Here is a 21058-nt window from a genome sequence, read left to right as displayed (position 1 = left end):
ACGCGACACGGCACTCAGGACGGGGAACCCTGAGGCCCGCGCTGCGCCGGCACCATCGCCCGGATCGCGTCGAGGCTCTGCCGGGCCGCGGTCCCGTCGCCGTACGGGTTCGCGGCCGTCGCCATCGAGGCGTGCGCCTCGGCGTCACGCAGCAGTCGTCCGACCTCGGAGACGATCGTCTCCTCGTCGGTGCCCACGAGCCGGACCGCTCCCGCGGCGACGGCCTCCGGTCGCTCCGTGGTGTCCCGCATCACGAGCACAGGGGTGCCGAGAGACGGCGCCTCCTCCTGCACACCGCCGGAGTCGGACAGGATCACGTGGGCCTCGGACATCAGCCGTGCGAACTCCCCGTACGGGAGCGGCTCGGTCACGACGACGTTGGGCAGGCCCGACAGCTCGGGGAGGATCGCCTCCCGCACCACGGGGTTGCGGTGGGCGGGCAGCACCACGAGCAGGTCCTCGTGGTCACGTGCGAGACGGGCCACGGCGCGTCCCACCCCCTGCATCGCACCGCCCCAGTTCTCCCGCCGGTGGGTGGTGACCAGCAGCACCTTGCGCCCTGAGGTGACGGCGTCCTCCAGCGCGCCGTCGGCGAACGGCAGTCCGCGGCGCACCGTGTCGAGCAGTGCGTCGATCACCGTGTTCCCGGTGACGACGATGCGGTCAGGATCCACGCCCTCCGCGACCAGGTTGTCCCGGCTGGTGGTCGTCGGCGCGAGGTGCACCGAGGCGATCTGGCTGGTCAGGCGCCGGTTTCCCTCTTCCGGGAAGGGGGACGCGAGATCACCGGAGCGCAGCCCCGCCTCGAGGTGCACGACGGGGATCCCGCGGTAGAACGCGGCGAGCGCCGCCGCGGTGGACGTCGTCGTGTCCCCCTGCACGACCACGGCGTCGGGCTGCTCGCTCACCAGCAGGGGATCCAGGCCGTCGAGGACGCGGGCGAAGATCCCGCTCAACGTCTGCCCGTGGCTCATGACGTCCAGGTCGTGGTCCGGCACGATCCCGAACAGCTCGTTGACCTGGTCGAGCATCTCGCGGTGCTGCCCGGTGACCACGGTGATCCCCTCGAAGTCGGGGGATGCGGCCAGTGCCTGCACCACCGGCGCGCACTTGATGGCCTCGGGTCGGGTGCCGTACACGGTCATCACGCGCAGGGTCATACGGAACCTCCGGATCGGAGTCGTGCGTGCCGGGGGACGGCGCTGCCCGCGTCCTCCGGGGCCAGGACCACGCGGGTGTCGGTCCCCTGGCGGAAGGCGTCCTCGAGGAGCGACGCCGCGGTCTCGGTCTGCCCCTTGGCGAGGTTCCAGGCCCACCACCGGTAGGCCTGGGCGACGTCGTAGGCGGGTCCGTCCGTCACGACGTGCCCGCGGTGGAGCCAGATCGCTCGCGTGCACGTCTCCTCGATGGTCTTCGCGGCGTGGCTCACCAGGAACACGCAACCGGCCTGCCGCCGCAGGTGGTTCATGCGCTCCTCGCTGCGTTCGCGGAAGGCCGCGTCCCCGGTGGCCAGGGCCTCGTCGATGAGCAGGATCTGCGGGTCCGAGGCGGCAGCGATCGCGAACTTCAGCCGGGCCGCCATCCCCGAGGAGTAGGTCTTCATCGGGCGGTGGATCGACGGTCCGATCCCGGCGACCTCGACGACCTGCGGGTACGCGGCCTCGGCCTCGTCGGGGGTCATCCCCATGGCGAGGCACCCCAGACGGACGTTCTGGCTGCCGGAGAGCTCGGGGAGCAGGGCGGCGTTCACCCCCAGCAGGACCGGTGCGGAGCGGGCACGCACGCGTCCACGGTGCGGGGTCTCGAGCCCGGCGATCACCCGCAGCAGCGTGCTCTTGCCCGAGCCGTTCAGACCGACGACGCCCACCGCCTCGCCCGCGCGCGCGACCAGGGAGACCCCGGCGAGCGCGCGGACCAGCACGGTCGGCTCCCGCCCGACCAGCCGGTTCGCGGCGCGCTGCCAACGGGGCAGGCCGCGGCGCAGCGTGGCGTCGTCGGACGCGGTCCGGTACCGGACGTGCACGTCGTCCACCGCCACCTGCACCTCGGCGGGGAACCGGTCAGAGGGCGCCATAGCGCTCCTCCCCGCGCCAGAACACGACCAGGCCCGCCGTCAGGAGCGCGCCGGCCCACGCGCCCAGGATCACCCAGGCCTCCGCACCCGGGGTGATGCCGTAGAGCAGGCAGTCCCGCGTGATCTCCAGGACCCGGAACATGGGGTTGAGCTGCACGAGCTCGAGGACCTGCGGGTGCGACACGAATCGCTCGTACGAGAAGAACACCGCCGACCCGTACAGCCAGAACCGGCTGAAGAACCCGATGATGTGCTGGAGGTCGGGGACGCGCGCGGTCGGCCGCGCCGCGAGCAGGGCCAGCCCGAGGCCCATGACGACCTGCAGCGCGATCGCCAGGGGGACCAGCGCCCACCGCCAGCTCAGCACGGGCGAGTCCGGCAGCACCAGGAGGATCGCGACCATCGCCACCAGGACGGGTCCGTAGCTGATCGTCTCCCGGACCACGGTGGCGACCGGCAGTGCGGCGCGGGGGAACGCGAACGACTTCATCAGCGCCTTCCCGCTGATCAGCGACTGCGCGCCGGTGCTCAGGCAACGAGAGGTGAACTGGAACATGAAGGTCCCGATCACGAGGTACCCGAGGAAGTTCTCGATCCCGCGGTCCGCGCGCAGCACGAGCCCGAAGATCACGAGGTAGACGGCAGCGTCGAGGACCGGGCGCAGCACCAACCAGGCGGTGCCGAGCAGCGTGCCCCGGGAACCGGCCACGACCTTCGCCCGGGCGTCGGCCCGGATGAAGTGGCGGCGCTCCCACAACCGGCCCAGGTACTCGCGGAGCGGAGGTCGCTGGGTGACCGGGGCGAGCTGGCTCCCGTCGACCACCTCGGTCCTGACCGCACGCCGGGTCGAGGACGTCGCGGCGCTCACGCGCCCGCGCCCAGTCGCTCGTACAGCTCGCGGTACCGCGAGCCCGCCGCGGCCCAGGTCCGGCCGGCCGCGACCTCGCGGCCGGCCGCGACCAGGTCGGCGCGAGCGGCCTCGTCGCTCCGGAGGTCGTCCAGGGCGTCGGCGAGGGCCTCGGGGTCCTCCGGTGCGACCAGGCGGCCGGCGCCGCCGGACAGCACCTCGGCGAGCGCAGGCAGGTCGCTCGCGACCACGGGGCGTCCGAGGGCCATCGCCTCGACCGGCTTGAGCGGTGTCACCTGGCGGCACACCTCGACGTCGCGGCGGGGGACGACGAAGACGTCGAGCGCCCGGTGCCAGCGGGGGGCGTCGGCGGCCGGCACGCGTCCCGGGAGCACGAGTGCGTCTCCGAGCCCCGCTGCCTGCGCCCGACGCTCCAGCTCGGGCCGTGCGACGCCGTCACCGACCAGGCAGGCACGCGCATCGACGCCGCGCGCGCGGAGCGCCACGACCGCGTCGACGAGCGCGTCCAGTCCTTCGTATCCCACAAGGCTGCTCACAGTACCGACCCAGAATCCGCTTTCCGGCAGTCCGAGGTCCCGACGCGCCGCTCCCGGCCCGGCGTCCGGGAGGGTCAGCAGTCGCTCGTCCACGGAGTTCGGGACCAAGGTCACCCGCTCGGCGGGGACTCCGCGCGCGACGAGGTCGTCGCGCATGGTGGCGCTGAGCGTCACCACGTGGTCAGCAGCCGCCGCCACCGCGGCCTCCTGCGCGCGGAGCAGGGAGAACCGCTCGCTGGCCGCGGCTCGTGACCGGGACGCGGCGTCCGGCCTACCGGCGACCCAGGTCTGCTCGAGCAGCCCCCGGACCTCGTAGACCCAGGGGACGCCGACCTCGTCGGCGAGCGCACGCGCGATCTGGCCGTTGCCGTACGGCGTGGTCGTGTGCACGACGGTGCTGCCGGCGGACCTGGCCAACGGGCGGAGCCCGTCCACGGTGCGCGCGGCGCGATCGACCGCCGTGGCGGGCATCCGCGCGGGCAGCAGGCGCGCGTACGTGACCCCGTCGACGACGTCGGCGCTGCGGGCGGTCCACCGTCCCACGGAGACCGGGTAGCCGAGCCGCGTCGCGGCGAGCACCTGGATCCCCGCGCCGGCCTGGGCGCGCAGCACTGCGTGGGAACGAGCCGCGTACCCGCTGCTCGTGTGCGGGTACGAGTTCGTGAGCAGGTGGAGCGCGCGCGGTCCGCCGCGTGCCCGCGACGCGATGGGCGCCGGCCCCGGACGCGTCGGCACCCGGAACCCCGGTCGGAGCATCGCGGACTCCGCCGCGTACCGCTCGGCGAGGTGGCGAGCGCCTGCGCGGTCGGCCTCCTCCCGCGCGGCGGTGAGCGCCCCGGCCCGCCACGCCGCCCGCGCTCGGGTCGTCCCGGCGGGGAGCTGCTCGATCGGGACGGCCTCCAGCTCGGCCGCGACCTCCCGCAGGACGCGCGCGCCGAGGCGGCCCCGGGGACGGGCGGCCGGCACCTGGCTGGTCGCCTGGGCGCGTCGTCCGGCGAGCCAGTGCCCGACGACCGCGCGCACCGCGGTCGTCGGCGCCCCGCGCAGCAGCCCCCGGGCGACGAGACCGCTCAGGGGGCGGGGCAGCCGCCGCGCGACCTGCACGGCCAGGAACCACGGGTCCTCGCGCAGCATCCCCGCGACCGCCGTCACGGCCAGGGCGAGCGAGCGGGCCGCGTCGCGTGCGACGTTCACCCGACCACTCCCTCGATGACCTCGAGGTAGTGCGCCGCGAGCCGGTCGAAGTTGGCGTGCTCGGCGACCCAGCGCCGTCCGCGGTCACCCACGTCGAGACGCCGACGATCCGCGGCGAGAGCCGCCCAGAGGTCGGCCAGCCCCTCCGGCGACTCCGGCCGGACGACGTCGCCGGCGCCTGCTTCCCGCACCACGTACGCGGCCTCACCCGCCAACGACGCCGAGACGTGCCGCCCCGCGGCCATCGCCTCGTACAGCTTGGACGGCACCGTCCACTCGAACGGGTCCCACGCGCGCAGCGACACGAGGACCGTGTCGGCCCAGTCGTAGTGCTCGGAGACCTGCGCGCGGGCGACGCGACCGAGGAACTCCGCCGGAGCCCCCAGCGCGCGGGCCTCGGCGCGGAGCAACGGCTCCTCGTGCCCGGAACCGACGAGGCGCAGCGTCGCGGGGACCCCGCGACGGTCGAGGTCGGCTGCCGCCCGCAGTGCCGTCGTCAGGCCCTGGCTGCGGCCCATCGTCCCGAGGTAGAGGATCCGGAACCGGGGCCCCGGCACCGGGGCGGACCGCAGGGGCTCGTGCAGCGGGGCGCCGTTGCGCACGACGTCGACGCTCGTGACGCGGCGCGCCAGCAGGACGTCCGCGAACGACGCCGTGGTCGTGACGACGGCGTCGGCCTGCCGCTGCATCGCCGTGACGCCGCGGTGCGCGAGGCGGGTCGCCAACCGCTTCCACCCGCGACGTCGGGCGTCACCCCACATGCCGCTCGGGGCGATGAGGTCCGGCCAGGCGTCGCGCATCTCGACCACCAGGGGGACGCCGAGGGCACGTGCGAGCACGTGGCCGGCTCCGAGCGAGGGGATCCCCGGCGCGGTGGCGACGACGACATCGGGCTGGTCGGGTCCCCGCAGGCGTCGCCAGCCGACGATGACGCTGTGCGCGGCGGCAACCGCCTGGTCACGGGTCCGGCTGCGCAGATCCGAACCGTGCTCGCGGAACCGCACCCGGTGGATCCGCTCCCCGCCAGGGCCCGTCGCGACCGCGTGCACGCGCAGGTCCTCCGTGAGGTCGCCGGCACGTCCCTCGGGGTAGTGGGGCGGCGGGGTCAGCACGGTGACGCGGTGCCCGGCGGCGACGAAGCGCGCGCTGAGGGCCGCCCACCGGCGCTGCGGAGCACCCACCTCGGGGAGGTAGTGGTGGGTGACGAGGACGATGTGCACCCGCCGTCACTCCTGCCTCTGGTCGTCCGAAGGTCGGCCGCGCTGGGCCACGGCGAGGCTACCGGGCCGCTCAGGGCACTCAAAGGCCGGTACCAGCCGCAGCCTGGCGAGGGACGGTCGAGCACCTAGTAGTCCGATCACGATTTTCGTGCGGTCCGTCGACGCCGCGTGCGCGACCGACCCGCGGCGGGCGCAGACCGGGTGATCACCCGTCTGCCACACTTCCTCCATGTCCACCACCTCCACGGGGGCGCCCGCGCCGGCGCCCGCCGCGCCGAAGAACGCGCTCGACCGGTTCTTCAAGATCAGCGAGCGCGGCTCGACCATCGGCACCGAGATCCGCGGCGGCCTGGTCACCTTCTTCGCGATGAGCTACATCATCGTGCTGAACCCCCTCATCATCGGCACCGTCCAGGACGGCACCGGGAGCTTCCTCGGCGGCGGCGACGCCCCGAACATCCCGATGATCGCCGCGACCACCGCGCTCGTCGCCGGCGTGATGTCGATCCTCATGGGCGTGGTCGCGAACTTCCCGCTCGCGCTCGCCGCGGGCCTCGGGCTGAACGCCGTGGTGACGTACTCCATCGCGTCGCTGCCGGACATGACCTGGGCCGACGCCATGGGCGTCATCGTGCTCGAGGGCCTGATCATCCTGGTGCTGGTGCTGACCGGGTTCCGGGAGGCCGTGTTCCGGGCCGTGCCCATGGAGCTCAAGGTCGCGATCAGCGTCGGCATCGGCCTGTTCATCGCGTTCATCGGCCTGGTGGACGCCGGGTTCGTGCGCATCCCGTTCAGCCAGGCCACCCCGGTCGAGCTCGGCATCGGCGGGTCGCTCGGCTCCTGGCCGCTGCTCGTGTTCGTGGTGGGCCTGTTCCTCGCGGTGATCCTCATGGTCCGCAAGGTCCGCGGCGCCCTGCTGATCGCCATCGTCACGTCCACCGTGCTCGCGGTCGTCATCGAGGCCGTCGGCAAGATCGGCGGCCAGACCGACGAGACCGGCGCCGTGGTCAACCCCGGCGGCTGGGAGCTCAACGTCCCCGCCCTGCCGGACTCCGTGGTCGCCACCCCGGACTTCTCGCTGCTCGGCCAGTTCTCGCTGTTCGGCTCGATCGAGAAGATCGGGATCGTCGCGGTCGTGCTGCTGGTGTTCTCGGTCCTCATCGCGGACTTCTTCGACACGATGGGCACGATGGTCGCCGTCGGCGGCGAGGCCAAGCTGCTCGACGCGGGCGGCAACCCGCCGCGCACCAAGCAGATCCTCGTCGTCGACTCGATCGCCGCCGTCGCCGGTGGCGCGGGCTCGGTGTCGTCCAACACCTCCTACGTGGAGTCGGCCGCCGGCGTCGGCGACGGCGCGCGCACCGGTCTGGCGTCGGTCGTCACCGGCATCGCGTTCCTGCTCGCGACCTTCCTCGCGCCGATCGTCGAGATGGTGCCGTTCGAGGCCGCCACCCCCGCGCTGGTCGTCGTCGGCTTCCTCATGTTCATGCAGGTCACCGGCATCGACTGGAAGAACCTCGAGGTCGCGATCCCCGCGTTCCTCACGATCATCCTCATGCCGTTCTCGTACTCGATCACCGTGGGCATCGGCGCGGGCGTCATCGCGTTCGTCGTGATCAAGCTCGCGCTCGGCAAGGTCCGCGGCGTGCACCCGCTCATGTGGGTCGCCGCGGCGCTGTTCGCCGTGTACTTCCTGCTGGAGCCGATCAAGGACCTGTTCGACATCTGACGCCTCCGGCGCACCCCCCGACGCCCACCGGTCCCCGCGGCCGGTGGGCGTCGTCGTCCCCCGGGCGAGGTAGGTTGACGGCTCCACGCAGGGTCCGCTCAGGAGGAGCAGCGATGCAGGTCTCGGTCATCGGGTGCGGCTACCTCGGCGCGGTGCACGCCGCGAGCATGGTCACGCTCGGGCACACCGCCATCGGCATCGACGTCGACCCGTCCAAGATCGACCTGCTGGCCTCCGGCACGGCACCCTTCTACGAGCCCGGCCTGCCCGAGCTGCTCACCGGGGCGCGCGACTCCGGACGACTCACGTTCAGCACCGACATGGCGGCTGCCGCGGGCTCGCGCGTGCACTTCCTGTGCGTCGGCACCCCGCAGCAGCACGGCGAGTTCCGGGCGGACCTCAGCCACGTCGAGAGCGCGTTCGTGGCGCTGCTCCCGCACCTGCGGCCCGGCGACCTGGTGGTCGGCAAGTCCACCGTCCCGGTCGGTACCGCGGAGACCCTGGCCGAGCGCCTCGAGGGGACCGGCGCCACGTTGGTGTGGAACCCGGAGTTCCTGCGTGAGGGCTTCGCCGTCCAGGACACCCTGCACCCCGACCGCCTCGTCTACGGCGTTCCGACCGACGACGCGGGCGTCGCCACCCCCGCCGGCGTCACCGCGCGCGAGGTCCTCGACGAGGTCTACGCCGCCCCGCTCGCCGAGGGGACCCCGCTGGTCGTCACGGACTACGCCACCGCGCAGCTCGTCAAGGTCGCCGCGAACTCGTTCCTCGCCACCAAGATCTCGTTCATCAACGCGATGGCCGAGCTCTGCGAGGCCACCGGCGGGGACGTCGCCCGCCTCGCCGACGCCATCGGCTACGACGCGCGCATCGGCCGCCGGTTCCTCAACGCCGGGCTCGGGTTCGGCGGCGGCTGCCTGCCCAAGGACATCCGGGCGTTCATGGCCCGCGCGGGCGAGCTCGGCGTCGACCAGGCGCTGTCGTTCCTGCGCGAGGTCGACGCGATCAACATGCGCCGCCGGGTGCGGATGGTCGACCTGGCCCGCGAGGTCTGCGGCGGCTCCATCGTGGGCGCCCGCGTCGCGGTGCTCGGCGCGGCGTTCAAGCCCGACTCCGACGACGTCCGGGACTCCCCGGCGCTGTCCGTCGCGGGCCAGATGCAGCTGCAGGGCGCGCAGGTCACGGTCACCGACCCGCAGGCCGTCGCGAACGCCCGCCGTACGTGGCCGGGCCTGGCGTTCGCCGACACCGTCGCCGAGGCAGTCGCGGGCGCGGACGTGGTGCTGCTCGCGACCGAGTGGTCCGAGTACCGCGCCCTGGACCCGGAGGCGCTGGCGCCCCTGGTCGGCGAGAGGCGCATCCTCGACGGCCGCAACGTCCTGGACCCCGCCCTCTGGCGCTCCGCAGGCTGGACCTACCGAGCCCTGGGCCGCCCGTGACCCCACCCGCGCGCGCCCTCCCGCGCGCCCACCCACCCGCGAGCCCACCCGCGCGCAGGTTGCGTCGAGTGGTCAGCAGACGCGGGTCTCACGTCTGCGGACCCCGCATCTGCTGACCGCTCGACGCCGTGGGGCGCGCGAGTGCGGCGCGGATCCAGGTGGTCGCGCGGGCCGGTGACGCGAGGACGTCGTCCGCGGTGCACGTGACGACGCGCCAGCCGAGGTGCTCGAGCGCCTGCCGGCGGGCGATGTCGCGGCGCCACGTCCGGCGGTCCGTGCGGTGGACGTCCCCGTCGTACTCCACCGCGACGCGCTCGCGTGCGTAGCTGAGGTCCGGCATCGCGACGACCTCGCCGTCGCGCGCTCGCACCAGGGCGTTGACCGCCGGCTCGGGCAGGCCCGCGCGCACGATCAGCAGCCGCAGCCGGGTCTCCATCGGTGAGTCGGTGCGCGGCCGGACGAGACCCAGCGCGTCCCGCAGGGTGCGGATGCCGCGCCCCCGTCCCCGTGCGGCCACCGCGTCGCGCAGACCGGCCAGGGTGTACGGCGGGTTGCGGCGACGCGTCAGCAGGTCGCCGACGACCACGAGGTCGTCGAGGGGGAGCAGAGCGCCGAGCCGGGCCCAGGCCGCTTCCGGGACCAGCACCGGGAGCGGGCCGGGAAGGACGAGCGAGCGGACCTCCGTGCTCGACCGGCGGTGCGCCCGCACTCCGGGCCGGCGCACCCGCGAGGTGCCCGGTCCGACCTCCACGTGCAGCAGCCCGTCGGCGAGCGAGGCGTCGGGGAGGTCGAGGCCCAGCAGGGCCAGCGCCGTCGCGTGCGAGAACACCGCGCCGGCGGGCAGGACGGGCAGCAGGTCCCGGGCGCGCGCGTGCAGGTCCGTCCGCGCGGGCGCGGGTGTGGCCGCACGGATGCCGCGGGTGGGGGCGCGCAGCGATGACCGGCGCAGCTGTGCGGGCGTGAGCACGTGCTCCCGTCCGGTCGCGACCGCGAACGGTGCGCGGGCGAGCGGAGGCGGCAGCGGAGCGGGAGGGCGGGGCACGGGGCGAGCGTCTCCCGGCAGCGGCGGATGCGCGGTGCGCCGACGGCGCCACCTGGGGACGGTGCGCACCGCACCCCCCCCCTGGGGACGGCTCGGTGCCCCCGCACCCCCCGCACCCCCGCACCCCCGCACCCCCGCACCCCCGTCGAGTGGTCACCAGGTGCGGGGTTCGCGGCGTGGGACCCCGCACCTGCTGACCGCTCGGCGAAGAGGGGAGGGCGAAGAGGGGCGAAGGGGAGCGAAGGGGGCGCGGGGTCGTGAGCACGGGTGGTTAGCAGGGGTAATGAGTTAGGGTAAGGATCATGGGATCGTCCTCTGAGCTGGCCGGGGAGCTGCGGGTCGCGCTCGCGAAGTCGTCGCGGCGCATCCGGTCGCACCGCGGGGCCGCCGACCTGCCGGACCCGCAGTTCAACGTGCTCGCGATCCTGCTGCGCGAGGGGCCGCTGACCCCGGGGGCGCTCGCGGACGTCGAGCACGTGCAGCCGCCGACGATGACCCGGACGGTGAACGCCCTGGTGGACCTGGGCTTCGCGACCAAGGCCGCGCACCCGACGGACGGGCGGCAGGTCGTGGTGAGCCTCACCGACGCGGGTGAGGCCGAGGTCCGGGAGACCCGCCGCCGTCGGGACGCGTGGCTCGCCGACCGGCTCCGGGCCCTGACCGCGCAGGAGCGCGAGACGCTCGCGGCCGCCGCCGCGCTGCTGCGCCGGATCGCGGCGGGCGAGGGGGAGCGCCGGTGAGCCAGACCTTCGCCTCGCTGCGGTTCGTCAACTACCGGCTGTGGTTCGCGGGGGCGCTCGTCGCCAACGTCGGGACGTGGATGCAGCGCGTCGCCCAGGACTGGCTGGTGCTGACCGACCTCTCCGACGACTCCGGTCTCGCGGTCGGGATCACCACGGCGCTGCAGTTCGCGCCGACGCTGCTGCTGTCCGCGTGGGCGGGCGTGCTCGCGGACCGGGTGAACCGCCGCAAGCTGCTGATGTTCACGCAGGGTGCGCAGGGCGTCCTGGCGTTCGGGCTGGGCGCGCTGGTGCTGTCCGGGCACGCGCAGCTGTGGCAGGTGTACCTGTTCGCGCTCGGGCTCGGTGCGGTGGCGGCGCTGGACCAGCCGGTGCGGCAGACGTTCGTGGCGGAGCTCGTCCCGGCGGGGCGGCTGTCGAACGCGGTGGCGCTGAACAGCATGTCGTTCAACGCCGCGCGGCTGATCGGCCCGGGCCTGGCGGGCCTGCTGATCGCGGCGGTCGGCTCGGGGTGGGTGTTCGTGATCAACGGGGTGTCGTTCGCGGCGACGATCCTCGCGCTGGTGCTGATGCGCACCTCCGACCTGCACCCGATGCCGGTGGCCCCGCGCTCGAAGGGGCAGATCCGGGAGGGCATCCGCTACGTGCGGGGGCGCAGCGACATCCTGGTGATCATGGTCGTGATCGGCGTGGTGTCGACGTTCGGCCTGAACTTCCAGATGACGAGCGCCCTGATGGCCCGCGCGGAGTTCGGCAAGGGCGCGGGGGAGTACGGGGTCCTCGGCTCGGTGCTGGCGATCGGCTCGGTGTTCGGGGCGCTGCTGGCCGCGCGGCGGGAGCGGCCGCGGGTGCGGCTGGTGATCGGGGCGGCGTTCGCGTTCGGGGTCGCGACGGGGGTGCAGGCGCTGATGCCGACGTACGTGTCGTACGCGGTGGCGTGCATCCCGGTGGGCCTGGCGTCGTTGACGATGTTGACGGCGGCGAACACGACGATCCAGATGTCGACCGACCCCGCGGTCCGGGGCCGCGTGATGTCGCTGTACCTGATCGTCATGCTGGGGGCGACGCCCGTGGGCGCGCCGATCGTGGGCTGGATCGGCGAGACGTTCGGCCCGCGCTGGTCCATCGGCATCGGCTCGATCTCGGCGCTGCTGGTGGCGACGGCGGCGGCGCTGTGGGCGAAGAAGCGCTGGCGGGTGCAGGTCCGCTACCGGGTGCTGTCCCGTCCGCACCTGGAGGTCGTGCACCCGCGGGTGCCGTCGCCGCGCCGGGCCGCGGCGGACCAGGTCGCGGCGCGCGAGGCGGCCGACACCGCGCTCTGAGCCCCGCGGGCGCGCGGCGCTCCCCGGGTGAAGTCCTCGCCCGCACCTCCGCCCGATATGTCCGGTATGTCACCATCGAGCGATGGCAGTCCGACGACGGGTGCTGATCGTCCTGGCGGTGCTGCTCGGCGTCCTGCTGGTCCTGGCGGGCTGGCTCGCCGTCCGGGTGGCCCAGGCCGCCGGTGCGCTGCGCGACCTGCAGGCGGCGGCCGACGGCGCCCGGCCCGAGGTGGACGCCCTCGACGTCACCGCCCTGTCCGCTCGGCTCCCCGCCGCGCAGGACGCCGCGCACCGGGCGGCCGACGCCGCCGACGACCCGGTGTGGCGTGCGGCGACGCACCTGCCGTTCGTCGGCGACGACCTCGCCGCGGTCGGTGCCGTGGCCCGGGCCGCCGACGCGCTGACCCGCGACGCCGCTCCCGACCTGCTCGCTGCGGCGCAGGCCCTCACCGGCCCCGCCCCGTCGCCCACCACGACCCCCCGCGGCTGGGTGGACCTGACGGCGCTCGCCGACGCCGCCCCGGCGGTCTCCCGGGCCGCGGCGGTCCTCGACGGCCTGCGCGACGACCTCGACCGGCACGACCCCGCCGACCTCGTCGGCCCCGTCGCGGGTCCGGTGACGACGCTGCGCGACGCCCTCTCCGGTGACGCGCTGCGCTCCGTCCAGGACCTCGCCGACGTGCTGCCCGCCCTGCTCGGCGCCGACGGCCCCCGCACCTACCTGCTGCTGTCGCTCAACCCCGCGGAGCTGCGCGCGCAGGGCGGCATCGTCGGCGCGGTCGCCGTGCTGCAGGTGCGGGACGGTGCCGTCGGGCTGGTGGGGCAGCGCAGCACCGCGGACCTGCCGGAGCGGCCCGCGTCCGTGCTGCCGCTCACCGAGGCCGAGCATGCGCTGCACGGCGACCGGCTGGGCCGCTGGGTGCAGGACACGGTGCTCAGCCCGGACTTCCCCCGGGCCGCGCAGCTCGCGGCGGCGTTCTGGACCGCGTCGACGGGGCAGCCGGTGGACGGGGTGCTGGCGACCGACCCGGTCGTGGTCGCCGACGTGCTCGCCGCCACGGGCCGGACCGTCACGGCGGACGGCCGGGAGATCGGCGGCGACGCGCTGCTCGCCGCGCTGCTGCGGGACGCGTACCTCGGCTACGGGGACCCGCGCTCCGGTGACGCGTTCTACGCGCAGGTCGCGGCCGCGGCGTTCGGGGTGCTGGCCGACGCGCTCGCGGACCCGGCGGCGGCCCGGTCGGTGCTGCCCGCCGTCGCGGACGCGGTCGCGGAGCGCCGGGTGCTCGCGTGGTCGGCGGTCCCGGCGGAGCAGGCGCGGCTCGCGGCGTCGCCGCTGGGGGGTGCGTTCCTGTCGGGCGATGCGCCGACGCCGACCGGCGACGTCGGCGGCGCCGTCGGGGTGTTCCTCGACGACGCCACGGCGGGCAAGCTCGGCTACGACCTCGACGTCGCGGTGGGGGTCACGCTGTCCGGCTGCGACGAGGACGTCCCGGTCGCGACCGTGACGGTCCGCCTCGACTTCCGGCCGCCGGGCGACGTGACGACGTACCCCGCCCAGGTGCTCGGGGACGGGTCGTCCGCGCTGCCGCCGGGCTGGCTGGCGACCAACGTCTCGTTCTACGGCGCGCGCGACGGCTCGGTGGGCGGGGTGCTGCGGGACGGGGCCGCGGTGGGCGGTCCGGCGGCGCGGGAGGCGCGGCGCCCGGTCGTCGGCCTCACCTCGCGGCTCGCCCCGGGCGCGGGGGAGGAGTACGTCCTGACCGTCCCGGCGCCCGGCGGGGCGCTGACGGTGTGGTCGACGCCGACGCTCGCGGGTCCGGGGGTCACGTCGGCGTCCTGCGCGGGGTGAGCGGCCGACACGCCGACGACACGCCCGGGCGGTCGCGGGGTGGGGTCGGCGGTCTTTCACGTCGTGGGTGGGCGTCCGCGCTGGTGGGACCGCCGTCCCGGCGCGGGTGACGACGATTCCGCGTGATCATGCGGAAGTTCGCCCGCCCCCGGCCCTCGACGGCGGGCGAGGGACTGTGCCTACCATGAGTGAAATGTCCGATTTGTACGAATCGGGCACCGCGAGGCAACGGGGCCGAGCAGACGGGGGTGAGCGCGATGACTCGTGCACGACGGACGCTCGGAGCGGTGGTGCTGGCCGTGCTCCTGACCGCCGGAGCGGCGGCGCCGGCCCTGGCGACCAGCCCGGCCAGCAGTCCCGCCGCCCCCGCCCCCGCCGCGGTGCTCGACGCGTGCGAGCAGCAGGCCGACGCCCAGGGCTACGCCCCGCGCGGCCGCTGCGAGCTCGTCCTGCTGCGCGCCGAGGGCATCTGCCTCGGGGCGGCGCCGGTGCTGGACTACGCCGTCGAGGCGATCGGCACGAGCGCCGGCACCCTCACCCTCACCTGGCGGAACCCCCAGGGCGAGGACCTGGTGCAGGAGGGCCTGCCGCTGAGCGGGCGGGTGTACTGGCCCGGCACGGTCGTCCAGGACGGGGTCGTCGTCGACTGGCCCGGGTGGACCCTGGACGACTCGGGGTCCTGGGTCGAGCACGACGCGTACGACTTCACGCGGCCGGAGGTCACGGTCACGCTCGAGGTGAACCCCAGCCTGCAGACCGTGGTCTCCTACCCGCCCGAGTCGGCGGAGTGCGCCGGGCCGCGGGTCGAGCGGGTCGCGAGCGTGCAGACGACGTCCGGCGTGCTCGCGGCACCGGAGCTCCCCGCCGCGCCCGTCGAGGTCGCGTCCGCGGTGCTCGCCGCCACCGGCGTCACCACCGGGCCGCTGCTGCTGGGCGGCGGCGCGCTGCTGCTGCTCGGCGTGACCCTGGTGGCGCTCGCCGCCCGGCGGCGGCACCACCTCGGCTGAGCGGGCGTCAGAGCAGCTGCTCGACCACGTGGTCGACGCACGCCGTCAGCGCGAGGACGTCGTCCGGCTCGACCGACGGGAACATCGCCACCCGCAGCTGGTTGCGCCCGAGCTTGCGGTACGGGTCGACGTCCACGACGCCGTGGTCCCGCAGCACCCGCGCGACGGTCGGCGCCTCAACCTCGGGGGCGAGGTCGATGGTGCCGACCACGGGGGAGCGCTGCTCCGGGTCCGCGACGAACGGCGTCGCCCAGTCCCGCGACTCCGCCCACGAGTACAGGTGGCCCGCGGAGGTGGCGGTCCGCTCGGCGCACCACGCGAGCCCGCCGTTCGCGAGCATCCAGTCGACCTGCTCGGCCAGCAGCACCAGCGTCGCGATCGCCGGGGTGTTGAGCGTCTGGTCGGCGCGCGAGTTCTGCACCGCCGTCGTCAGCGACAGGAACTCGGGCACCCAGCGGCCCGAGGACTCGACGCGCGCGGCGCGCTCGACGGCCTCGGGGGACAGCAGGGCCAGCCACAGGCCGCCGTCCGACGCGAACGACTTCTGCGGGGCGAAGTAGTAGGCGTCCGTCTGCTCGACGTCCACCGCGAGGCCCCCGGCCGCGGAGGTCGCGTCCACCAGCACCAGCGCGCCCTGGTCCCGCGAGCCGGGCACGCGGCGCACCGGGGCGACGGCGCCCGTCGAGGTCTCGTTGTGCGGCCACGCGTAGACGTCCACGCCGTCCACGGGTGCCGGGACGGCGGACGTGCCCGGGGCGACCTCGGTCAGCACCGGGTCCGCCAGGAACGGCGCGCGCGCCGCCGCGCCCGCGAACTTCGACCCGAACTCGCCGAACACCGCGTGCGCCGAGCGCCGCTCCACCAGGCACAGCGTCGCGAGGTCCCAGAACGCCGTGGACCCGCCGTTGCCGAGCACGACCTCGTAGCCGTCCGGCAGCGCGAACAGCTCCGCCAGCCCCGCGCGGACCCGGCCCACGAGCCGCTTGACCGGCGCCTGCCGGTGCGACGTCCCCAGCAGGGTCCGCCCGGCCTCGGCCAGCGCCCGCACCTGCGCGTCGCGCACCTTCGCGGGGCCGGAGCCGAACCGCCCGTCCGACGGCAGCAGGTGGTCCGGGATCGTCAGGGCGCCAGGCGTCGCGGTCACCCGCCGCACGATACGCGCCCGCCACGCGTCGGCGTCACGGGCAGATAACCTGTGGACGGACGTCCGCGCAGAACAGAGAGGGCACCAGTGTGAGTGACCTGATCGACACGACCGAGATGTATCTGAAGACGGTCTTCGAGCTCACCGAGGAGGGCATCACCCCCCTGCGGGCCCGCATCGCGGAGCGCCTGGGGCACAGTGGCCCGACGGTGTCGCAGACCGTGGCCCGGATGGAGCGGGACGGGCTGCTCGTCGTGTCCGGCGACCGGCACCTCGAGCTGACCGAGGCCGGTGCCGCCAAGGCGATGCGCGTCATGCGCAAGCACCGGCTCGCCGAGCGGCTGCTGGTCGACGTCATCGGCCTCGACTGGGAGTACGTGCACGAGGAGGCGTGCCGCTGGGAGCACGTCATGAGCGAGCGGGTGGAGCGCCGGCTGGCCGGGCTGCTCGACCACCCGCACTTCGACCCCTACGGCAACCCGATCCCCGGGCTGGACGAGATCGGCGAGGAGCGCACCCCGGTGGGCTTCCTCGACGGCGTCCGGTCGCTGGTCGAGGTCGGCGTCGGCGTCGCGGGCCCGCAGGCGGGCGTGGTCGCCCGGCTCGGGGAGCCGCTGCAGACCGACGTGGAGCTGCTCGCCCGGCTCGCGCAGGCCGGGGTGCTGCCGAACGCCGACGTGACCTTCGAGCACGACGGGCAGGCCGTGATGATCGGCACGCCGGGTGCCGCGACGGTCCTGGAGCTGCCGCACGACGTCGCCCGGCACGTCTTCCTCCGGGCGGGCTGACCCCGGGCGGGCTGACCCCGCGCACCCGTCCGCGGATCCCGCTCGTGGAGCGGGACAGCGCCCCGGAGCCCCGCGGTGTGGCACGAGCCACACGCGGGGCTCCCGCGCGTCCGGGGTCGGTCGGCGCGGCGGCGGCGCGGTGCGCTGACCTGGGGGTCGCCGCCACGCGACGCCGACCGGCGCCGTCCAGGGCGTGTGAGCGTCCGACATCCGGGAGGAAACGGACCGTGACCGGAACGTGACAATGGCCGTACGGGTCGGGTACGGTCGGTCCTGCTCGACGGAACCCTCCTCCGTCCGAGCCCGTGAGCGGTACGCCGAGCCCTGCCGCCGCCCACGGTCCGTACGACTCGCCGGCAGGGGCGGGGGAACCACAAGCGGGCGCCGTCTCCGGACAGCGTCCTTGGGGTGAAGCCACGCGGTGCAGCCGGTCTCGACCGGAAGCCACGTGGCCGGGTATCTCCACCCGAACCCGACAGCTCACCTCGTAGGCGCCAGGAGAGGCTTGTACGTGACCGCTAGTGCTGTGCGCGCCCGACACCGTTCGGCGCGTCGCCCCGTCACCCCGCTGACCGACCTCGCCACCGCCGCCACGGGCACCCTCGCCCAGGCCGGCCGTCGCGCAGGGGTCGTCGCCGCCTCCACGGGCCTCATGGTCTCCGTGGTCGCCGCCGCCCCGGCCAGCGCCGCCACCGCGTCCGGCGACCAGGCGGCCCTCCCGGCCGTCGACACCGCCGCGCTCACCGCGTCCGCGAAGACGGTCCTCGAGACCGCCCCGGTCGTCACCGCCCCCGCCGACGCCGCGTGGACCTTCGAGGCCCCCGCCGCGACCGCGGTCGTCCCGGAGCCCGAGCCCGAGCCGGAGCCCGTCGTCACCGCGTCGCGCAGCTCGCAGCGCACGACGGCCGCCGCCGCGGAGGCCGCGCCCGTCGCCGCCGCCGCGGTGCCGCAGTCGGTCGCCGGCAACGCCGTGCTCGAGGTCGCCGCCCGCTACGTCGGCACCCCGTACGTCTCCGGCGGCACTACGCCCGACGGCTTCGACTGCTCCGGCTTCGTGTCCTACGTCTACGCGCAGCTCGGCATCTCCCTGCCGCGCACGTCGTCGGCCATCAAGGCCTCCGGCACCGTCGTCTCGGCCGCCGACGCGCAGCCCGGCGACATCATCTGGACCCCGGGCCACGTGGCCATCTACGCCGGCGGCGACCAGCAGATCGACGCCCCCCGCCCGGGCAAGTCGGTCCAGTTCCGCAGCATCTGGCAGAGCAACCCGACGTTCATCCGCATCGGCTGAGCACCGGCTCCGCAGCCTCTCCCCGAGACCCCCACCGCCCCCGGCGGTGGGGGTCTCGTCGTGCACCCGGGAGATTCACCTGCGACGTCCCGGCCCCGGGCGCGTACCCTGCTCTTGCTTGCCCTGCCAGCGGACCCCGGCAGCCAGCCGGGTCCCACGGATCCAGGAGTACGCCGTGCTGCTGCCCGCGCCCCCCAGGACGTTGCTCCTGAACGCCAGTCTCGAGCCCCTCTGCGTCGTCGCCCTGTCCCGCGCCGTCACCCTCGTCATGAGCGGCAAGGCCACGGTGCTGGAGTCCGACGGCCGCCTGCTGCACTCCGAGCGCACGGCGCTGCCGCTGCCCGTCGTGCTCAGCCTCACCCGCTACGTGCACGTCCCCGTCCGGCGGCCCCTGCCGCCGACCCGGCGCACCGTCCTGCAGCGGGACGACCACCGGTGCGCGTACTGCGGCTCGCACGCCGACACGGTCGACCACGTGCACCCGCGCTCGCGCGGCGGCCGCCACGAGTGGGGCAACGTCGTCGCCGCGTGCCGTCGCTGCAACCACCGCAAGGCCGACCACCTGCTGCACGAGATCGGCTGGGTGCTGCCCTGGACGCCGACCGCGCCGCGCGGCGTGCACGCGTTCCTGCGGGGCGTCGCGGCCGACGAGCCCGCGTGGAGCGCCTACCTCGCCGCCTGAGGGGCGGCCCGCCCCAAGCCCGCGTCAAGGATCCGCCACGTCGTCCCCCGTCCTGGGTGCGGATCAGGCATGATCGGAGGCACACTGGAGTGTGCCGAAGGAGGTCACCGCCATGAAGCGAGACGCAGAGGTCCTCGTCGGGGTCGACGGGTCGGCGGCGAGCATGCACGCCCTCGACTGGGCGGCGGCGGAGGCCCGCACGCGGCGCGCCCCGCTGCACGTCGTGTGCTCGTACACGCTGCCGTCGTTCACGGCCGCGTCCCTCGACGGCGGGTACGCCGCCCTGGACGACACCGCCATCCAGCAGGGCGCCCGCGCGGTGCTCGCCGAGGCGCGCCAGCGCGTGGGGGAGGGCGACGTCGCCGTCACCACCACCGTCGCGACCGGGGACGCCGCCGCCGTGCTGGTCGAGATGTCGCGGGACGCCTCCCTCGCCGTCGTCGGGACCCGCGGCAAGGGCGGGTTCGCGGACCGGCTGCTCGGCACCGTGTCCTCCACGCTGCCCGCGCACGCCTACTGCCCGACCGTCGTCGTGCCGCTGCGCGACCAGCGGCGCGGCGGCGTCGTCCCCGCCGACGAGTCCACCCCCGTCGTGCGGCCGGTGCGGCGGATGATCGTCGGCGTCGACGGGTCCCCGCAGGCCGACCTCGCCCTGCGGCACGCCATCGCCGAGGCCCAGGCGTGGGGCGCGGAGCTCACCGCTGTCGCGGGCGTGCCCGTCGGCACCGGCTCCGGCGTCATGGCGTGGCTGCCCGCCACCGTCGACCAGACGCAGATCCTCGCCGACGTGACCGAGGGCCTCAACGTCGTCGTGGACCGCGCGCTCGCCGACCACCCCGGCACCACCGTGCGCCGGCACGTCCTCGACGGCACCGGCGCCGAGCTGCTCACCGAGTTCTCGTCCGCCACCGACCTCATCGTCGTCGGCTCGCGCGGGCGCGGCGGGTTCACCGGGCTGCTGCTCGGCTCCACCAGCCAGGCCGTGCTGCACCACGCGGCGTGCCCCGTCATGGTCGTGACCAACCGGTGCACCGAGCAGGCCGTCGCCGCCGGGGGCGCGGCCGCGGGGGAGAGCACCGCGGGCTGACCCCGGGCGCCCGCCGGGTCAGGCGGGCGGCGGGGGGACGTCCGGGCGGCGGACCAGGGCCGACAGCACGATGGTCGAGCGCGTCCGCGTGACGAACGGCTCCGCAGCCAGCCGCTCCACCACCTGCTCCAGGTGCCGCATGTCGCGCGCCCGCACCTGCACCACCACGTCCACATCGCCCGTGACGGTGCTCGCCGCCACGACCTCCGGGTAGCGCTCCACCGCCGCGCGCATCGTCGCCGGGCTCGTGGAGCCCTGGCAGAACAGCTCGATGAACGCCTCCGTCGCCCACCCCAGCGCGGCCGGGTCCAGCAGCACCGTGTACCCGCGGACGACGCCGCGCTCCCGCAGCCGGTCGACCCGGCGCTTCACCGCGGGCGCGGACAGGGACACGACCGCGCCGATGTCCGCGTAGGACGCGCGGGCGTCCACGGCGAGCTCGCGCAGGATCGCCTCGTCGATGGGGTCGAGGCCCCCGGAGTACGCACTGACCACGCCCCCCATCCAACCGCACGCCCGCTCCGGGTCCTGCCGGCTCCCGCAGGCACAGGCATCGGAGCCCGGTGCCGGGCGGACGGGGCCGAGCCGGGTGAGGCGGCGCGGCAGGTGGGGGTCCCCCGGTCGGCGCAGCACGTCCCCCGTGCGGGTGACGGAGCCGTGGCCCGCCAGGCGTTTCGTCCCATGATCCGGGTGAACGCCCTGGTGGCGCGTTCACACGCTTTCCCGAGGCACCGATGGGCTTCGTGACAGGGGGACGGAACGAGAGGAACGAGGAATGCCTGCAGCCGGCACCACGCCGAGGCACCAGCCCACCCCGATCGTCCCCGGAGACCCCACGCCGGCCCCGCGCTCCGCCCGTGCGGGCGCCCCGGCCCACGGCACCACGGCTGCTCCGGGCACGATCCCGACCCAGCGCCGGACCCCGGCGCCCACCTCGCCCACCCAGCCCGGCACCGTCGACGCCCCCGCGCCCGGCACGCTGCCGGGGCTCGACGGGAGCGGGATCCCGGCCACCCCCGCCGCGTCGCCGCCCCGCCGGCGTC

18 protein-coding genes, 1 pseudogene and 1 riboswitch are annotated in these 21058 nt (G+C 75.1%); of the genes and pseudogenes, 11 read left to right on the top strand and 8 right to left on the bottom strand.

Translation table 11 applies throughout. The features are described from left to right. Window positions 1-14 precede the first annotated feature (14 nt). From wecB to EBM89_RS08050, 5 genes are read right to left on the bottom strand one after another with little or no spacing between them, the layout of a single operon-like run. Window positions 15-1160: a non-hydrolyzing UDP-N-acetylglucosamine 2-epimerase gene (gene wecB, locus EBM89_RS08070; protein WP_233571622.1), complete on the bottom strand. Its 1146-nt coding sequence runs from the start codon at window positions 1158-1160 to the stop codon at window positions 15-17. Further along, entirely contained in the window at window positions 1157-2074 is a 918-nt protein-coding gene (locus EBM89_RS08065; RefSeq protein ID WP_122148931.1) for an ABC transporter ATP-binding protein, read from the bottom strand. Before EBM89_RS08065 ends, wecB begins: the two co-directional genes overlap by 4 nt. Next, on the bottom strand, window positions 2061-2897 hold the full coding sequence (locus EBM89_RS21145; RefSeq protein ID WP_158609565.1) for an ABC transporter permease: 837 nt from the start codon (window positions 2895-2897) through the stop codon (window positions 2061-2063). The genes EBM89_RS08065 and EBM89_RS21145 overlap by 14 nt, the downstream gene beginning before the upstream one ends. A gap of 41 nt (window positions 2898-2938) precedes the next feature. Next, window positions 2939-4672, bottom strand: a complete 1734-nt coding sequence (locus EBM89_RS08055) for a glycosyltransferase family 4 protein (RefSeq protein WP_122148930.1) — start codon at window positions 4670-4672, stop codon at window positions 2939-2941. Then, the gene (locus EBM89_RS08050) at window positions 4669-5892 is read right to left on the bottom strand and encodes a glycosyltransferase family 4 protein (RefSeq protein ID WP_122148929.1); all 1224 of its coding nucleotides are present in this window, start codon (window positions 5890-5892) and stop codon (window positions 4669-4671) included. Before EBM89_RS08050 ends, EBM89_RS08055 begins: the two co-directional genes overlap by 4 nt. A 229-nt stretch (window positions 5893-6121) precedes the next feature. Between EBM89_RS08050 and EBM89_RS08045 the strand changes: the two genes are divergently transcribed. Both EBM89_RS08045 and EBM89_RS08040 read left to right on the top strand, forming a co-directional pair. Beyond that, the gene (locus EBM89_RS08045) at window positions 6122-7621 is read left to right on the top strand and encodes an NCS2 family permease (RefSeq protein ID WP_122148928.1); all 1500 of its coding nucleotides are present in this window, start codon (window positions 6122-6124) and stop codon (window positions 7619-7621) included. Window positions 7622-7734: 113 nt separating this feature from the next. Continuing rightward, window positions 7735-9060 (top strand): UDP-glucose dehydrogenase family protein, encoded by a 1326-nt coding sequence (locus tag EBM89_RS08040; protein WP_122148927.1) that lies wholly within the window; start codon window positions 7735-7737, stop codon window positions 9058-9060. An 88-nt stretch (window positions 9061-9148) separates the two neighbouring features. Here EBM89_RS08040 and EBM89_RS08035 read toward each other — a convergent pair whose 3' ends face one another. Continuing rightward, the gene (locus tag EBM89_RS08035; RefSeq protein WP_122148926.1) at window positions 9149-10102 is read right to left on the bottom strand and encodes a DUF559 domain-containing protein; all 954 of its coding nucleotides are present in this window, start codon (window positions 10100-10102) and stop codon (window positions 9149-9151) included. Window positions 10103-10404: 302 nt separating this feature from the next. Here EBM89_RS08035 and EBM89_RS08030 point away from each other — a divergent pair, with 302 nt between their 5' ends. The 4 genes from EBM89_RS08030 to EBM89_RS08015 all read left to right on the top strand — a co-directional run bounded on the left by EBM89_RS08030 (window position 10405) and on the right by EBM89_RS08015 (window position 15023). After that, on the top strand, window positions 10405-10842 hold the full coding sequence (locus tag EBM89_RS08030) for a MarR family winged helix-turn-helix transcriptional regulator (protein WP_122148925.1): 438 nt from the start codon (window positions 10405-10407) through the stop codon (window positions 10840-10842). Continuing rightward, on the top strand, window positions 10839-12164 hold the full coding sequence (locus EBM89_RS08025; RefSeq protein WP_122148924.1) for an MFS transporter: 1326 nt from the start codon (window positions 10839-10841) through the stop codon (window positions 12162-12164). Before EBM89_RS08030 ends, EBM89_RS08025 begins: the two co-directional genes overlap by 4 nt. Before the next feature lie 82 nt (window positions 12165-12246). Further along, window positions 12247-14016 carry a DUF4012 domain-containing protein gene (locus tag EBM89_RS08020; protein ID WP_147463484.1) on the top strand — a complete coding sequence of 590 codons (1770 nt, stop codon included), beginning with the start codon at window positions 12247-12249 and terminating at the stop codon, window positions 14014-14016. 257 nt (window positions 14017-14273) lie between these two features. Then, entirely contained in the window at window positions 14274-15023 is a 750-nt protein-coding gene (locus EBM89_RS08015; RefSeq protein WP_147463483.1) for a peptidase, read from the top strand. 7 nt (window positions 15024-15030) lie between these two features. Here the strand turns inward: EBM89_RS08015 and serC are convergent, their stop codons facing one another. Continuing rightward, window positions 15031-16167, bottom strand: coding sequence for a phosphoserine transaminase (serC, locus tag EBM89_RS08010; RefSeq protein WP_233571621.1), 1137 nt, complete (start codon window positions 16165-16167; stop codon window positions 15031-15033). Window positions 16168-16256: 89 nt separating this feature from the next. Between serC and EBM89_RS08005 the strand changes: the two genes are divergently transcribed. The 4 genes from EBM89_RS08005 to EBM89_RS07990 all read left to right on the top strand — a co-directional run bounded on the left by EBM89_RS08005 (window position 16257) and on the right by EBM89_RS07990 (window position 20015). Then, window positions 16257-16955, top strand: a complete 699-nt coding sequence (locus EBM89_RS08005; RefSeq protein ID WP_122148921.1) for an iron-dependent transcriptional repressor DtxR — start codon at window positions 16257-16259, stop codon at window positions 16953-16955. Between the two features lie 341 nt (window positions 16956-17296). After that, window positions 17297-17463: riboswitch (cyclic di-AMP (ydaO/yuaA leader) on the top strand. 3 nt (window positions 17464-17466) lie between these two features. Continuing rightward, the gene (locus EBM89_RS08000) at window positions 17467-18246 is read left to right on the top strand and encodes a C40 family peptidase (RefSeq protein WP_122148920.1); all 780 of its coding nucleotides are present in this window, start codon (window positions 17467-17469) and stop codon (window positions 18244-18246) included. Between the two features lie 118 nt (window positions 18247-18364). Continuing rightward, a complete protein-coding gene (locus EBM89_RS07995; protein ID WP_122148919.1) occupies window positions 18365-18928 on the top strand; it encodes an HNH endonuclease in 564 nt (187 codons plus the stop codon). 112 nt (window positions 18929-19040) lie between these two features. After that, window positions 19041-20015: a universal stress protein gene (locus tag EBM89_RS07990; RefSeq protein WP_122148942.1), complete on the top strand. Its 975-nt coding sequence runs from the start codon at window positions 19041-19043 to the stop codon at window positions 20013-20015. A gap of 18 nt (window positions 20016-20033) precedes the next feature. Here the strand turns inward: EBM89_RS07990 and EBM89_RS07985 are convergent, their stop codons facing one another. Next, entirely contained in the window at window positions 20034-20510 is a 477-nt protein-coding gene (locus tag EBM89_RS07985; RefSeq protein WP_233571620.1) for an Lrp/AsnC family transcriptional regulator, read from the bottom strand. 280 nt (window positions 20511-20790) lie between these two features. On the opposite strand from EBM89_RS07985, the pseudogene EBM89_RS22055 reads away from it, so the two are divergent. Further along, window positions 20791-21058, top strand: a pseudogene (locus tag EBM89_RS22055) (hypothetical protein); the annotation flags it as partial.

Origin of the sequence: Cellulomonas triticagri (assembly GCF_003696205.1) — a bacterium.
In the GTDB taxonomy this organism is placed as follows: Bacteria; Actinomycetota; Actinomycetes; order Actinomycetales; family Cellulomonadaceae; genus Cellulomonas; species Cellulomonas triticagri.
The sequence above is the reverse complement of the archived record's forward strand: the minus strand, read 5'-3'. Positions and strand labels throughout refer to the sequence as shown.